Here is a 15550-nt window from a genome sequence, read left to right as displayed (position 1 = left end):
TTCAAATATTGTAAAAATAGCAGATAAAGGGTAAAAATAGACGAATATGTTAAAGAGTTGTTACGTTCACTTTAGGCATAACTTACATTCGTCCAGCTTTAAAAATGGTAATCACCTACTTCCAGAGGTTAAAAACAGTGCTATGTAAAGTCTAGTAGATTGTTTATTTTGATGGGTAAATAAAGGTATATTTTTGCAGGTAAGAAGTGAATATGTACACAAGCGTTAAATGTTACATTACTGAAATACAATTGTAATATTGTTATTCTTTTTTTGAACGCTTATCGTGGTATAATTTTCGTAGATTTTCATTAGCATATTTAGCTATTTATCGACAAATACAGTGAAATTTACATAAATTGTAAGACTTTTATACATATTGATACATAATTAGAAATTACTAGTTTAACAGAGCGAGAAAGCGGAGGAATTCATATTGAAAAAGAAAATGCTTTTACTTAATACAACGGTTTTATTAGGTCTAGGAGGAGTTTTATCAACCCCAGCATATGCCTCTACCATTCAGGATATGGAATCACAAAAATCTCAAATTCAAAATCAGCGTCAAGATGTGCAATCTAACATCAAAGCAGCTTCTGATGAATTAACACGCCTTCAAGCAGAACAAGATCAAATGAAAGCACAGCTTGAGCGATTAACATTAGCAGAAGAAGAAAATAATAAAAAAGCCCAAAAAACAGAAGCGGATATTAAAGAAACGTCTAAACAAGTAGACCAGCTTGAAAAAGAAATTAAGCTGCTTCAAGAAAAACTTGAAAAGCGAAATGATATTTTAAAAGATCGTGCACGTTCCATGCAAGAAAGCGGCGGTAACGTAGAGTATTTACAAGTTTTACTTGGTTCTTCAAGTTTTGGTGATTTTGTAGACCGCGCGCTAGCTGTTTCGACTATTGTAGATGCAGACCGCGGTATTTTAACAGAAACTAAAAATATGCAAGACGAACTAAAAACAAAACAAGCAGATGTTAAATCTAAGCTTGCTAGCTTAGAAGATATGAAGGCAGAACTGGATGAAATGACTGTCCAGCTGGCAGCTCAAAAGAAACAAAAAGATGCGTTGGCAAAAGAACTAAAAGATAAAGAAGCAAAAAATGAAGAACTAAAAGCTTCTCTACAATCAAAAGACAGCTCTCTTGCGAATGAACAGTCTACGCTTGAACAAAATATTAAAGACCAAAAAGCGGCGGAAGAAGCAGCAAGAAAAGCAGCCGAACAAGCCCAAAAAGCAGCGGCGGCACCATCAGAAAAAGCCGATTCGCCTTCTCCTAAAGCAGCACCAAAAGCAAGCAGCAATGATGTTGCACCTACAAGCGCTCCGGCTCCAAAAGCTAGCAATGTTGTAACGGTAGGAAACCGCTGGATTGGAAACTCTGCGTACGTATTTGGCGGAGGACGAAGTCAATCTGATATTAACCACGGTTTATTTGACTGCTCGTCATTTGTACACTGGGCATATTCTCAAGTAGGTGTTAACCTTGGACCTCTTGGATCTGTAAGCACAGAAACGTTAAAGCATGCTGGAACGCAGGTGTCTTCCAGTCAAATGCAGCCTGGCGATCTTGTTTTCTTCGATACATATAAAAAAGACGGCCACGTTGGTATTTATGTAGGAGGCGGCAAGTTCATCGGTGCTCAAAGCTCAACAGGTGTTGCAATTGCAAACATGAGCAGCGGCTACTGGAAACAAAAATTCAACGGACGCGTAGTTCGTATTTAATAGGGTATAGTAAAAAGAAAACATTCAAATTGGATGTTTTCTTTTTACATTGTAAGGAGCGTATGACTATGAACTCTATTTTTGATCATATACAGCCCGACTTAGATATTTTATTTGTTGGTTTTAATCCAAGCATCCGTTCCGGCGAAACGGGTCATCATTTTGCGAACCCAACTAATCGTTTTTGGACGATTCTTCATAAAGCAGGTTTAACAGAGCGTAAATACCATTCCGAGGAAGATCACTCGCTGTTACAGCTAGGATACGGTTTAACCAATATTGTAGAGCGTCCAACAAAGGCAGCTGATGAGATTACAAAAGAAGAATATGCAGAAGGCAGAGAAATTTTAAAGAAAAAAATAGCTACATATACGCCTAAAATCGTTTGTTTTGTTGGAAAAGGTGTCTATCAGCAGTACAGCGGGCGCAAGCAAGTAAAGTGGGGTAAACAAGAAGAATCGATGGTATCAGGAATAATGGATTTTGTTGCCCCGTCTTCAAGCGGGCTCGTTCGAATGAAAGTAGATGAAGTAGTCGCCATTTATGCAGAGCTTCCCAATCTGCTGCGTACATTAAAATAGAGAAAGCCCTAGGGCTTTCTCTATTTTGTAAACGAAATATCAATTTGAATAATTTCTGATCGGCTCCCGATTCGAAGCGGAGGACCCCAAAAGCCAAATCCCGAAGAGACAATGGTATGCAGTTGATTAGTTTGCTTGTAGCCCCAATCAATTTCAAATAACCGCTTTGTGATTAAATGATTAGGTGCCATTTGCCCTCTGTGAGTATGACCGCATAGAAGTAAATCTACGCCTGCTTGTTCCGCTTCTTTTAAAGAAAGCGGCTGATGATCCATTGCAATGACAGGTAGAGAACGATCCGTTTCACTCGCTAAATCGAAAAAGCTGTCTCGGTTTTTATCCGTCTTGTCTTTTCTTCCTATTAAATACAAGCTATCACCTATATTTACCACTTCATCCATTAAAATAGGAATGTTTATTTCTTTCATTCTTTCCACAAACTGAGGAATCTTCCCGCCATAATACTCATGGTTTCCCAAAATTCCATATGTGCCTAAAGGCGCTCTGAGCTGTTTCATTATATAATCCATTTCTTTTTTAAAGAATACGTGGGGATCATCGTCAATAATATCTCCAGGAAGTAAAATAAGATCCGGCTGTATCTTTTGTACATGAGTGATTAACCGCTGCAAGTGTTTTTTGCCCGACAATGTGCCAAAGTGCATATCAGATGCTACAGCAATGCGAAGGTTTTTCCGATTCGTCTTTTTAGCAAGCGAAATCGTGTATTTTCTTACCACAGGACTGTAAGCATTATACGTACCGTAAGCAAAAATGAATAAAAAAGCGACAATTATGAAAAATCCGATTGAATCGATAGCTGTAGAAAGCGAAGCGCCTAGAAGAGTAAGAATATATACGGCTAGATTACTTATAGGAAGCAAAAGAACCGAATATTGAATAAATCCTAACCAGTACGATCCCACAATTTTAAATATGCTCACTTGTTGAAACGCACGACTGATGATAAAGGAATAAGCAAAAAAGACAACGATCAACGTAAGAATCCATTTGTTTTCTACTTCAAACATTGTGTGAAGCCACACCCAAGCGTTCCATCCGATGTACAAAACGAATAAATTATATAAAATAACAACTAAAATAGACCTTGCTAACACACTTACTTTCATACGCTAACCTCTTTTCTTTCATCCATAATTCCACTATAGCTCATTTTTATTGCTTCAACAAAATTTTATCTCTTCTTCTCATCAATAAAATTTTTGCTTGTCCTACAAACGAAAAAACACACCTCTAAAACAAGGTGTGTTTTTTGTATTAATGATGGTGATGCGCGTGGTGAAGGCTGCTAATCACAAACTCAGGCTCTGGAACGTGGAAATATTGAATCCATACGCCTTCTAAAAATTTCTCGCGTTTATCTAAAACGATATCGATATCTTTATCTGTTTTTACGATTTCATCATGTTCAGTCGGCGTATCGAATTTCCAATCATAATGCGCGTGATCACCGTGATCTATAGTTACATATACACGAATCATTTTTCCTTGACCTTCTGGGCTAGCCAAAGCATTTTTTAACACTTTTGCTGCGTTTCGATTAATTTTTACTTCCATTTTGAAAACTCCATTCTGTAACTTGGTATGTAACGTATTTTCGCAAACTTAAACGAAAAAGAGAAATTTTTTGCCTGACGCTCGTATAAAGTTGCTTCATCTCAACTTAATACGATACACTACACCATATTGAATGAAAAAGGAGCGTATCGTGAATGAAGATTGTTATTTTAGGTGATACTCATATTCCAAAAAGAGCGAAACATCTTCCGAAAAGACTCCTAGCCGAACTGAAAACAGCTGATGCGATTATTCATACGGGAGACTTTCAAACGATAGATGTCTACAATGACCTGCGCGTGTTTGCTCCTGTACACGGCGTGATTGGAAATGTAGACAGTGAAGAGCTTCAACAAGTACTTCCAACTTCATTACTTCTTCCGTTTGACGATGTTACGATTGGCGTAGTCCACGGTCATGGCAAAGGAAAAACAACTGAAAAACGTGCGCTTACCACATTTGAGCATCAACAAGTCGACGCAGTAATTTTTGGTCATTCTCACATTCCTGTTCATAAACAAATTGGTGATATTACGTTGTTTAATCCAGGTTCCGCTACTGACAAGCGGCGTGAAAAGCAATTTTCGTTTGGGGTTCTGTACATACAAAAAAACACGCTGCGTTTTGAACATATTTTTTATGATTCTAAAGACTAAAACAAGAGAGGGCTCTTGTTTTAGTCCGTTTACGTTGTGTGGTCTAAATGAGCGATATATTCGTGAAGCTTATTTTCTTCATAGTCGTTTAAGTCATGCATTGGAATAACCTGCTGAGTTTGAGGATCCGTTCCTCTTACTTCTGCAATTTTTACTCCTTCTTTATAGATATTAAAAATATCTTTTTCTTCCCCGCGCTGAACCTTTTCTGTTTCAAACATTGAAAAAGACTTGCTGTTTTTACTTTCTTCCATTAAATTCACCTACTTTTTTTATCGTACTCTTATCTTTTCACACCCATTGTTAATTATGTATACACTCGATGACTAAACGAATATGAAGTCTTGCCGATAGAAAGAAAGTGCACGATCACTTTTAACTACGGAGAGAGAGGCTACATAGCATGGAGAGAGCAAGAAAAAAAAGGTCCCTTAATAACTTTAAGACAAAGCTGGTGCTAGCATTTGCAGCGATCTTATTAGTGCCATCTGTTACGATAGGTGTATCAGCTTACATAACAGCGAAACATGAAATTGAAAACCAAATTATTAACACAGCACAGCAAAATGTACAGTCCATTAATTCAGTGATTGACGATACCATTGGACCAAAAATTCATGATGTAGAGTTTTTTGCATCAGTGGTAAACAACGAGCGCTACAATGAAAAAGATATGGCTACTTTAAGCAAAGATTTTAACTTATATGCTTCGCTTCATCCAGAAGCCGTCAGCATTTTTACAGGAAATCAGCAGGGGAAGTTTATTCAAGCGCCTAAAAAAGTGACACAAGCAGGCTATGATCCCAGAAAACGAGATTGGTACAAGTTAGCCATGCAAAACAAAGGAAAAACAGTTGTCACTGAACCTTATCCATCAGCCTCTACAGGTCAGACCGTTATGACTGTAGCAAAAACAACGGCGGATGGCACAGGGGTTATTGCTTTAAATTTAGATATAAGCCGCATCAATAAAGCTGTCAGCAAAGTAAAAATCGGAGAAAAAGGATATCCATTTCTTTTAGATGGAGAAAGAAAATATATTGTTCACCCTACGGAAAAAGCAGGTACAAAAGCAACAGATTCTCTTTTTGACAAGCTTTATGTAAAGAGCTCCGGATCCTTTGAATACACCTTTAACGGCGATGAAAAAAAGATGGTCTTTACAACAAATAAAACAACGAACTGGAAAGTTGCAGGCACTATGTATTCATCAGAAGTGAGTGAAGCAGCACAGCCTATTTTTTACAAAACACTATTTATTATTTTAGCTTGTCTGATAATCGGGAGTCTTACCATTTTCGTGGTGTTGCAATCGATTATTAAACCGCTCAAACAGCTTAAGAATCAGGCTCTAAGCGTTAGTGAAGGAGATTTGACAACAGCGATTACCGTCAATTCAAAGGATGAAATCGGTGAGTTAGGGTATGCTTTTAGTCAGATGCAAAACAACCTTCGCACATTAATTCAAAATGTTGAAACGAGTGCAGAACAAGTGGCTGCTTCTTCAGAAGAGCTAACGGCCAGTTCACAGCAAACGAGCGCTGCGACTGAACAAGTATCGGTTGCAATACAAGAAGTGGCTTCTAGTGCAGAAAAACAAACGGCTGTTATTGACCAAAATGCAGCTTCTTTAGATGAGATTGTGCAAGGAGTTTCTACCATTGCTCAGCGTACAGAAATTGTTTCTAAGCTATCAAACCACACAACGTCTGAAGCTGTAGAAGGCGGAAAAGCCGTGAGAGAAACGGTCGAACAAATGGAATCCATTTCTCAATCCGTCGACCTGTCTAATACAACAATTCGTACTTTGTTTCAACGTTCAAAAGAAGTTGGAACCATTTTAGAAGTAATCAGCGGCATTGCTGCTCAAACAAATTTACTAGCCTTAAATGCTGCAATCGAAGCGGCACGAGCTGGAGAACATGGAAAAGGATTTTCCGTTGTAGCAGCGGAAGTGAGAAAGCTGGCAGAACAATCCCAAGTGTCCGCGTCTCAAATTTCTGAGCTTATTCAAGCTATTCAACAAGATACTCAGGAATCTGTACATACAATGGAGCAAGTTACAAACAAAGTTGAAGAAGGACGAACAATTTCACAAACGGCTATTCAAAAATTTGAACAAATTCTAAGCAGCATGAATGAAACGACTCCGCAAGTAGAAGAAGTGGCTGCGACTGCTCAGCAAATTTCAGCAGCGGTTGAAGAAGTGGCTCGTACAGCAGGTGAAATGGCGATCCTTGCTAAAGGAAATGCAGCTACATCTGAAGAAGTGGCCGCATCAACTGAAGAACAGCTGGCTTCAATGGAGGAAATTGCTGTTTCCGCACAATCTCTGTCTCAAATGGCAGAACAATTAACAGCGCTCATTAGCAAATTTAATTTGTAAACTTTCGTCAAATCGTCATAGACCTCTTTTATATTGGAAAAAGTAGAACATACACACATGAAAGAGGTGACAGTATGATGGAGCAAACAAAAATGACCTTTGAGCCAGCTTCAATTAACGATGATATGCATGCGAAGCTTAAACAGCTAGAAGAGCAGTTTCAACAAACGTTAGGAAAAAGAGTAGCTTTAGTTGCATACGAAGCTGAAAAATAAAGAAACAAAAAAAAGAAAAGACGCTAGGTCTTTTCTTTTTTTGTTTCAATAAGGTTAACATACATTAAATTACAAGTTTTCTTCATATACTTTCTCAAAATAACGCAAATAAAGTGTAAAATTACACTTTATTAGTGTTATTTCACTTTTGGTATGGTATAATTTCACAGAAATAAAGAAAGGAGCTTACAGTTTGTGATGAAGAAAAACGTGTTGTTAGGAACTTTTTTATCTTTTTATCTAGTAGGTTCATATGCCTCCTATCATATTTATAAACAGCAGCAAAGCCGTCCTGTAACGGGGGATGTTGCTCGGCTTCTTCCTACAAAAGTCAAAGAAATAAAGCGTGGAACAACTGAAAAACAGATAAAAGATTGGGTGAAAACCGCTTCACAGCATCATGAAAAAATAGCGATTGCAGGCATGCAGCACAGTCAAGGAGGGCAGACGTACTATCCAAATGCTATTTTACTTGATATGAAGCAGTACAATAAAATTATAGATTACAAGCCCCGTCAAAAAGAAATTACGGTTCAAAGCGGGACAACGTGGAATGATATTCAGCAATATATACATAAAGACGGTCTCGCTCTTCAGGTTATGCAATCACAAAATATTTTTACCGTTGGAGGTTCTATCAGCGTGAACGTACACGGCAGAGATATTCGATATGGTTCTTTAATGGATACGGTCAAATCTATGCGTCTCCTGCAGGCGGACGGATCTATTATCGAAATTAGCCGGACGAAACACCCTGAGCTGTTTTCTTTAGTAAATGGAGGATACGGGTTATTTGGAGTGATTTTAGATGTGACGCTTCGTTTAACGGACGATGAATGGTATGAAGATGAAATTATTCGCTTAGATTATAGACAGTATACAGCGTATTTTAAAAACTACGTACAGCATAACCCTGACGTTCGTATGCATATGGCGCGTATTTCTGTTTCTCCTAATCAATTGCTAACAGATATGTACGTCACAAACTACCGTTTATCTTCTCAAAATACTTCTACTGTAAACGAACCGCTCAAGACAGAGAAAATAGTGGCGCTTCCTAAATTTATGCTAGGACTGTCTCGGTACAGTAACTGGGGAAAAGATATGCTGTGGGAAACACAAAAGGCTTATTTCTTAAAACAAAATGGACGACTTGAAACAAGAAATAATGTTATGCGTTCTGAAAGTGATTTTATGGAATACGAAAGTGCTAGCCGGACGGAAGTTTTACAGGAATACTTCGTTCCGGTGGATGAATTTGCTTCTTACATCGATGATTTACGCGAAGTGTTAGCAACAGAGAAATTAAATTTACTGAACATTACTGTTCGCTATGTAGAAAAAGACAATAAAGCAGTCATGTCTTATGCAAAAGACGATATGTTTGCTCTCGTTTTACTTATTAACCAGAAAAAAGACCATCAAGGGATGGCTGATACACAAAGAGTTGTCAGAAAAATGGTGGATGTGACGCTGCAGCATCAGGGAAGCTATTACTTGCCTTATTACGGCTACCCAAGCAAGAAGCAATTAAAAGAGGCTTACCCTCATACAACCGCCTTTTTTAATTTGAAAAGAAAATATGATTGGAACGAAACGTTCGTTAATTTATTTTATAAGGAGTATGGAAAATGACGTACAAACAACTCTTACACTCACAAAGCCTGATGATTACCGCAAGCAGTATTGTTTTTCCTTTTTACCTTTTGCTGCTTCGAAATCTTGGCGATAGTTATTCACAATTTGGCTTAGCTTACGGAATTTTCGCTTTAACCGCAGCTTTGAGTCACCCTTTAATCGGTTCATGGAGTGATAGGGTAGGAGAAAAGCGCTTGCTTCTTTTATATACGTTTGGGATGGCAGTTGTTATGATTATTATTCCTGTTTTAACAACGATCACGCAGGTGTATATAGTTCAAATTATAATGGGGCTACTTGGAGCTCTTCAAAAAACAGCAGAAAAAATAGCGTTATCTAGGCAGACAGATCGTGCTCATAGGGGAAAACAAGTAGGACACTATCATTTATGGACCTCTATATGGGCAGCTTTAGCCGTAATTGCAACAGGGTATATCATTGATTTTCTGACAATCGGAAGCCTTTTTTACATCACTTCGTTTATGTACGTAGCGGCAGGGGTATTAATATGGCAAAAACCAAAAACAATCGAGCTTGAACGCCACCATTCGCTGTAAAAGTTTATATGGACAGGTCACCTGAATTTTTTAGTTCGTACAGTAAGATACTATAAAAAATTTATGTTCTCCCGATATAAGTACTGAAAGGAGTAACGTTTATGCAAGGTATAAGTATATCAGGGCAAGATGCATGGTCTTCTATTATAGTATCGTTCGCTATTTTCATCATTATATGGGGTCTGATTCCAGGCTTAACTATAAAGTATGTATGTAAAAGTCAAACACTAGGTATAGTAAGTTTTTTTATCGGTATTGTCTATGGAGTTAAAGCGGGTCATTTTCTTATTTAAATACGTTTTAGGTTAAATAAGGAAGCTTGGACCGCTATTAGCTAAGTGGGAATCCCTTTTGTTTCCTGTTATTTTTTTAGAGCAATTCTCCATAATAACAGTTAAAGAGGTGAATCCGATGACCGATAACAATGTTGGGTTTGGAGTTAGCGGAGGCGAAGAGACTAGAAAAAAATCTACTGTTTCTAGTGAAGCTCCTATATCTAGTGATGTACAACAAAACCAAAAACAAGATAACTACGAAAAGCTTAGCCATCAACTAAATTCATTATCTGATGATGAATTTAGAGCAGATCGTGATGAAGATTAAGGTTTACTTATCAAAAAAGAATATTTAAATTAAATAAAGTATTATGAAAGTAAACTAAGTGGATTCCATGACTTTAACATGATAGCATTAACTACTGGTACAAACATACCACTTGACTATTTTGACATGCTATTTTGTCAAAGTTCTTAGTTACTTCTTTGATAACTGAGAATCCATTTGTAACCTTTAAGTAGAGATATAAAGGTAATCCTTCACTTTAATAAGTGAAGGATTTTTTTTATCATTTCATAATGGTTTTGCGATTGTTTGGATTAACGGGGATAAAACAGATACATTGTATACAATGTAAACGTCGTCATGTATAATGTAACTTATTCTTAGTTGAAAACTTGAATGAGCAGGGGAGACATACTCGAGATAAGCGGAGGCATATACCAGTGTCTAAGAAAATACATGATTTTAATGATATTATCCGAAAGCTGCGCAAAAAACTTTTTGGAAAAGGTCCAGAACGAATTCATACTGTATTTGTTCAAAATATGGCTATTTCAACTTTGTACGGCAACTTAACGCCAGCTGAACAATTTATCGCGAGAACAACCGAAGGTAAAGAGACGGTACATATGGCAAGAACGAAGCTTATTCAAAACCTTTATGCTTCATCTCCTCCAGAGGGGCTTGAAGACTTGTTAGGAGCTAAGCTGGAGTACTTATTTTCTGATATCAAAGTAGAAGAAGATATCGCTGTTTCTGTGTTTGTGTTTGAAACCAATATTCAGTAAAACAACGTAAAATACATAATTTAATTAAATGAAAGAGAAGTAGGATCTGCTTGTTTTTTATTTGATTTTATTATAGATAATGATGACTGATATACTGTAAAGAAAGTGCAGGATTATTAGGCAGCATTCAAAAACCTTGTGTAAAAGGTGTTTTTGAGTGCTGCCTTTTTTAGTTAAGGAGGAGTTTTATGGCATTTCACAAGCCGGATAAAATGTTAAACATCGCTTTAGAAGCGGGGGTTTCAAAAACGAAGCTATCCCTTTCTTCCATTCTCATGCTTGGGTTTTTAGGAGGCGCGTTTATTGCGCTTGGTTTTTTACTAGATGTGCGCGTCATTGGTAATTTACCAGCTGAATGGGGAAGTTTATCGAATCTTTTAGGAGGGGTCGTCTTTCCTGTAGGTCTTATGCTGGTTGTGCTCGGGGGAGCTGAGCTTATTACAGGGAATATAATGTCTGTTTCCATTGCCCTGTATGCAAGAAAAATTTCACTTCGTCACTTGCTTCATAACTGGTTTTGGGTCACGCTTGCTAACTTTTTAGGAGCCGTATTTATTGCGTATTTCTTTGGACATATTGTCGGGTTAACAGAAACGGGGCCTTTTTTAGATAAAACGGTAGCAATTGCTCAAGCTAAAATTGATGACTCATTTTTTAAAACGCTTATTTCTGCTGTGGGCTGTAACTGGCTTGTATGTTTAGCTATTTGGCTTTCATACGGCGCTGACGATGTTACGGGGAAAATTCTTGGTATTTGGTTTCCGATCATGGCATTTGTTGCAATTGGCTTTCAGCACGTTGTAGCCAATATGTTTATTATTCCCGCCGCTATTTTTGCAGGTCACTTTACATGGATTGATTTTATGACAAATATTGTTCCTACCTTTATCGGAAATATGATAGGAGGATCTGTATTTGTAGGCCTTATTTATTTTTCTTCTTATCAACAGAAACAAAAAGAACAATTAAAAAAAGCTTCTTAATCAGGTTTTATCAGTCGTCATTAAAAACAGTCTCTTAGTCAAGAGGCTGTTTTTTCTAATAAAGAAAGGTGAAAAATGTATTTTTAACAATTTATGTATGATAACATATAAAACAATTAAGTTCGGTAAAAGTTCAAGTTCGCTTTTTATTTCCATAATAATATTATGGTTAACTAGATAGTAATGAATACATGTACAAGGGAGAGAAAGAAATATTGAATATTGGTATAGGATTGATTCTACTATCTGTCGCACTACTATTTCTTATATTAGGAATGTTTTTACGCAAAAAGGGAAAAAAGGTATGTAGCAACAGTTGGTTAATCGCAGGAACATTGATTTTATCAGCAAGTCTAGTATTACTTACTGGTTTATATGATCCGTATGCAAATCATATTTAATAACTTACTAACGGAGAGTCAAGAAATTGAAGTTCATGTTTGCTGTTTTATTGATTATATTTGGCAGCATTTTAGTTGGGTTGACTATTAACAGTCTAGGCGCGACGGGTAATAACATCCTGCATTTAGCTGGAATTGGGTGCCTTATAGCAGCTATTTTTATAGCAAAAGGCAAAAAAGATACTAAACGCCGTACAAAAAGGGAATGCGATGTTTAATCACGCATTCTTTTTTGATGTGAGCAGTTCTAGGCCTTTGTCGTCCACTTTTTCTTGCGATTATTATAAAATAGAAAGTAACAGCTATACATACAGCAGTAAGGTGGTATTTAACAATGAAACAATCTAACAAAACGATCGGCATCGTAGCGCATGTCGATGCAGGAAAGACAACGTTTTCCGAACAGCTTCTTTATCATACCAAAAGTATTAAACAACGAGGAAGAGTCGACCACAAAGATTCCTTTCTTGATACCCATACGATTGAAAAAGAACGAGGGATTACGGTATTTGCCGATCAAGGAACTTTTTCATATAACGGTTCTACTTACTATTTAATTGATACACCGGGCCACGTCGATTTTTCACCTGAAATGGAACGTTCTATTCAAGTGATGGACTATGCGATTGTTATCTTAAGTGCAGTAGAAGGAGTCGAAGGCCATACAGAAACTGTTTGGCAGCTGCTTCAAAAACATCGTGTGCCCGTATTCTTTTTTATCAATAAAATCGATCGTGTAGGAGCAGATCCTGAACGTGTTATAAACGATATTAAACATAACTTAACCCCCGATGTTTTTGACATAACGTCAGAGCTTATAGATGGCTCGTTAAGTGAGGAACTTATTGAATTTATAGCTGAAAAAGATGAAGAGCTTTTAGATGCATTTATGGAAGGCAAGAATGCTCAAGCTTATTGGAGAGCGGCTATGCAAAAGTTTATTCAAACCAATCAGCTTTTCCCGTGTGCCAGTGGTTCAGCTTTACAAGACTTCGGTATTAAAGAATTTTTAGAGAAGGTTGATGTGTTAACAGAAACTCGCTACTCGCAGGAAGAAGCATTTTCAGGTCGTGTATATAAAATTCGGCACGATGAAAATGGCATGCGCATCACGTTTATCAAAGCTCTGAGCGGGACAATGCAGGTGCGTGATGAAGTGGCTTATGAAAAAAAAGGAGATCTATACGAAGAAAAAATCACTCAAATTCGTGCTTATAACGGAAGCACATTTAAAAACGTAAATGAAGGTTCAGCAGGCGAACTTTTTGCGGTTACAGGGTTGTCTTCAGCATCGATTGGAGACGGTCTTGGAACATTAAAAGAAAGCCGCTCCTACGAACTTTTGCCTACGTTAAAATCAAAAGTTGTTTTTGAGCCTTCTGTTCATCCAAAAGAAGGAATTGAAATTTTTCAATTATTAGATGCTGAAGACCCTTCTTTACATGTAACGTGGGAAGAAAGGACTCAAGAGCTTCATATTCATGTGATGGGAGCAATTCAGCTTGAAGTCCTCGAAAAACTGATAAAAGAACGTTTTAATATAAATGTACAGTTTGAAGAACCAGAAATTTTGTACAAAGAATCCATTCAAAATACAGTGATGGGCTACGGGCATTTTGAACCGTTGAAACACTATGCAGAAGTTCATTTGAAAATAGAAGCAGCGGAACGAAACAGCGGAATTATTTTTGAAAATGCTTGTCACGCCGACGATTTATCCGTGGGGTATCAAAACCTAGTCCGTCAGCATATATTTGAAAAGCCGCATCATGGTTTGCTGACAGGTTCACCTATTACTGATATAAAAGTGACATTATGCACTGGACGAGCTCACAACAAGCATACAAGCGGAGGAGATTTTAGAGAAGCAACGTACCGTGCACTGCGACAAGGGTTAGAAAAAGCAGAAAATATTGTGCTAGAACCGTATTATGACTTTAAAATTAAAGTAGATATTGATCAAATGGGAAGAGTATTAGCTGATGTTCAAAGTGCACACGGTCGCTTTGATTCTCCTGTAACAACCGAAAATAAAGCGATTATTACAGGAAAAGTTCCTGTTGCTACTTTTATGACCTACGGTTCGACGCTAGCATCTTTTACGCATGGAAAAGGAGCGATGTCTCTATTATTCGGAGGGTATGAACGCTGTCATAATGAAGCAGAAGTGATTGAACAAATCCGCTACAATAAAGAGGCGGATCCCGAATACAGTTCATCGTCCGTCTTTTGCGCAAAAGGACAGGGCTATACGGTTCCTTGGAAAGAAGCAGAAGAAAAAATGCACTGTTTATAAAAAGCACGGTAGCAATCGCTACAGTGCTTTTTCGTAATGGGTTTTTATCAGTTTTTTTCTCTATACCTTCACAATAAAATCCATATTATAGTATAGTTTACTTATATTTCTAAAAAAGAGGTGATAGAAACGTGGATGCTACTGTTAAAACAACTAAAAGCGGGATAATAGGCGGGGTTCTTGGAGGAATTTCACTTTTATATGTCATTATTAATACTTTATTGATCCTTAACTTTTTCACAGGGCTTATTGCGGCCGAAAAGCTTCAAGGACTGCCTATTATCGCACCTATCTTTTTAGTTCCGCTCATGATTGTTCCTGCAATTATTGGTTTTTTTATAAAAAAAGACCAGCTCTGTCTATGGGCGATTATTTTAAATATCATCTTGTTTCTTGTACCAATTGGCTACCATGTTATCGGTACATTAGTATTTGGCCCTTAATTAAAAAAACGAACAAACTTCAATATAAAGTTTGTTCGTTTTTTTATATCATATAACCACTATTGAGCCGGAGCAGTAGCTGTACTGCTGTTTTCGTCTTTCACCATCATCCTTACGCCTTGTATAACCGCAATTCCTTCCCACTTATCAAGATCAGGTTCGAGAAATTCTAAAGCAAACGTGTGGGGACGTAATGACAGAAAAGAAGAGAGTGTGCGGACTTGAATAACAGGAACGCCGGAACGCAAAACGTCGAATTTGCGATCTGTTATATTCCCCGTAATTTCATATGTATCGCCATCGTTTCTGATATAAAGATACTTCTTTTTTAAAAAAGTAAATTTTCGCTGAATCATGCCAACTTCATTTCCGTGGTGATCAGAAATAATCAGCTTCGGCATAAGGGCAAACATTTTAGATTTACCTGTAAATATAATTTCTTCGTCCTTTAAAATCTCAAATTTATTAGCAATAGATAACTTATATGCGATATTTCCAATGACGTCTTGTGATTCATTACAAATAGGAGATTCACCTAATTCGAAAAACTTGTCTTGCAAGATAATCCCTTGTTTCTCCATTTAAAAACCCCCTTTAGAATATATTACCATATTTTCCACCCTTTGAGTTGTGCCAAGCAGATTTTTATGAGTATCACTAAATAAAGATCACCCTTATGTGCTGCGGATAATGGAAAGAATGAAAATAGTCTTCAAAGCTCATAATGTGTAA

General features: G+C 37.2%; 18 protein-coding genes. 14 read left to right on the top strand and 4 right to left on the bottom strand.

Features of this window, described 5'->3' with window-relative positions:
• Nucleotides 1–436: 436 nt before the first annotated feature.
• Both AC0C45_RS21785 and mug read left to right on the top strand, forming a co-directional pair.
• Nucleotides 437–1738, top strand: a complete 1302-nt coding sequence (locus AC0C45_RS21785; RefSeq protein ID WP_472928781.1) for a coiled-coil domain-containing protein — start codon at nucleotides 437–439, stop codon at nucleotides 1736–1738.
• A 68-nt stretch (nucleotides 1739–1806) separates the two neighbouring features.
• Entirely contained in the window at nucleotides 1807–2319 is a 513-nt protein-coding gene (gene mug / locus AC0C45_RS21780) for a G/U mismatch-specific DNA glycosylase (RefSeq protein ID WP_016764240.1), read from the top strand.
• Nucleotides 2320–2339: 20 nt separating this feature from the next.
• Here mug and AC0C45_RS21775 read toward each other — a convergent pair whose 3' ends face one another.
• Together AC0C45_RS21775 and AC0C45_RS21770 are read right to left on the bottom strand one after the other, a co-directional pair.
• Entirely contained in the window at nucleotides 2340–3449 is a 1110-nt protein-coding gene (locus AC0C45_RS21775; protein ID WP_047933239.1) for a metallophosphoesterase, read from the bottom strand.
• 148 nt (nucleotides 3450–3597) lie between these two features.
• Complete coding sequence (locus tag AC0C45_RS21770; protein WP_013083290.1) at nucleotides 3598–3897, bottom strand: hypothetical protein; 300 nt, start codon at nucleotides 3895–3897, stop codon at nucleotides 3598–3600.
• Between the two features lie 155 nt (nucleotides 3898–4052).
• Here AC0C45_RS21770 and AC0C45_RS21765 point away from each other — a divergent pair, with 155 nt between their 5' ends.
• Entirely contained in the window at nucleotides 4053–4553 is a 501-nt protein-coding gene (locus AC0C45_RS21765) for a metallophosphoesterase family protein (protein ID WP_016764238.1), read from the top strand.
• A gap of 29 nt (nucleotides 4554–4582) precedes the next feature.
• Here the strand turns inward: AC0C45_RS21765 and AC0C45_RS21760 are convergent, their stop codons facing one another.
• Nucleotides 4583–4807, bottom strand: a complete 225-nt coding sequence (locus AC0C45_RS21760; RefSeq protein WP_014459961.1) for a hypothetical protein — start codon at nucleotides 4805–4807, stop codon at nucleotides 4583–4585.
• 149 nt (nucleotides 4808–4956) lie between these two features.
• Between AC0C45_RS21760 and AC0C45_RS21755 the strand changes: the two genes are divergently transcribed.
• The 11 genes from AC0C45_RS21755 to AC0C45_RS21705 all read left to right on the top strand — a co-directional run bounded on the left by AC0C45_RS21755 (nucleotide 4957) and on the right by AC0C45_RS21705 (nucleotide 14818).
• Nucleotides 4957–6939, top strand: a complete 1983-nt coding sequence (locus AC0C45_RS21755) for a methyl-accepting chemotaxis protein (protein ID WP_328252830.1) — start codon at nucleotides 4957–4959, stop codon at nucleotides 6937–6939.
• A 74-nt stretch (nucleotides 6940–7013) separates the two neighbouring features.
• Nucleotides 7014–7154, top strand: coding sequence for a hypothetical protein (locus tag AC0C45_RS21750; RefSeq protein ID WP_016764236.1), 141 nt, complete (start codon nucleotides 7014–7016; stop codon nucleotides 7152–7154).
• A gap of 198 nt (nucleotides 7155–7352) precedes the next feature.
• Nucleotides 7353–8789, top strand: a complete 1437-nt coding sequence (locus AC0C45_RS21745) for an FAD-binding oxidoreductase (protein ID WP_237894142.1) — start codon at nucleotides 7353–7355, stop codon at nucleotides 8787–8789.
• Complete coding sequence (locus AC0C45_RS21740; RefSeq protein ID WP_034651876.1) at nucleotides 8786–9349, top strand: MFS transporter; 564 nt, start codon at nucleotides 8786–8788, stop codon at nucleotides 9347–9349. The genes AC0C45_RS21745 and AC0C45_RS21740 overlap by 4 nt, the downstream gene beginning before the upstream one ends.
• Before the next feature lie 101 nt (nucleotides 9350–9450).
• Nucleotides 9451–9642, top strand: a complete 192-nt coding sequence (locus AC0C45_RS21735; RefSeq protein WP_257063259.1) for a hypothetical protein — start codon at nucleotides 9451–9453, stop codon at nucleotides 9640–9642.
• 118 nt (nucleotides 9643–9760) lie between these two features.
• A complete protein-coding gene (locus AC0C45_RS21730; RefSeq protein WP_014459966.1) occupies nucleotides 9761–9952 on the top strand; it encodes a hypothetical protein in 192 nt (63 codons plus the stop codon).
• Between the two features lie 398 nt (nucleotides 9953–10350).
• Complete coding sequence (locus AC0C45_RS21725) at nucleotides 10351–10695, top strand: Na-translocating system protein MpsC family protein (RefSeq protein WP_013057171.1); 345 nt, start codon at nucleotides 10351–10353, stop codon at nucleotides 10693–10695.
• A gap of 188 nt (nucleotides 10696–10883) precedes the next feature.
• Entirely contained in the window at nucleotides 10884–11678 is a 795-nt protein-coding gene (locus tag AC0C45_RS21720; protein ID WP_472928777.1) for a formate/nitrite transporter family protein, read from the top strand.
• Between the two features lie 436 nt (nucleotides 11679–12114).
• Nucleotides 12115–12297, top strand: a complete 183-nt coding sequence (locus AC0C45_RS21715) for a hypothetical protein (RefSeq protein WP_230586613.1) — start codon at nucleotides 12115–12117, stop codon at nucleotides 12295–12297.
• A gap of 116 nt (nucleotides 12298–12413) precedes the next feature.
• The gene (locus tag AC0C45_RS21710) at nucleotides 12414–14375 is read left to right on the top strand and encodes a GTP-binding protein (RefSeq protein ID WP_472928775.1); all 1962 of its coding nucleotides are present in this window, start codon (nucleotides 12414–12416) and stop codon (nucleotides 14373–14375) included.
• A 131-nt stretch (nucleotides 14376–14506) separates the two neighbouring features.
• Entirely contained in the window at nucleotides 14507–14818 is a 312-nt protein-coding gene (locus AC0C45_RS21705; protein ID WP_237894077.1) for a hypothetical protein, read from the top strand.
• Nucleotides 14819–14877: 59 nt separating this feature from the next.
• Here AC0C45_RS21705 and AC0C45_RS21700 read toward each other — a convergent pair whose 3' ends face one another.
• Nucleotides 14878–15399: an LURP-one-related/scramblase family protein gene (locus tag AC0C45_RS21700; RefSeq protein WP_205662969.1), complete on the bottom strand. Its 522-nt coding sequence runs from the start codon at nucleotides 15397–15399 to the stop codon at nucleotides 14878–14880.
• Nucleotides 15400–15550 lie beyond the last annotated feature (151 nt).

The sequence above is a fragment of the Priestia sp. VA7 genome (assembly GCF_055710015.1).
The sequence above is the reverse complement of the archived record's forward strand: the minus strand, read 5'-3'. Positions and strand labels throughout refer to the sequence as shown.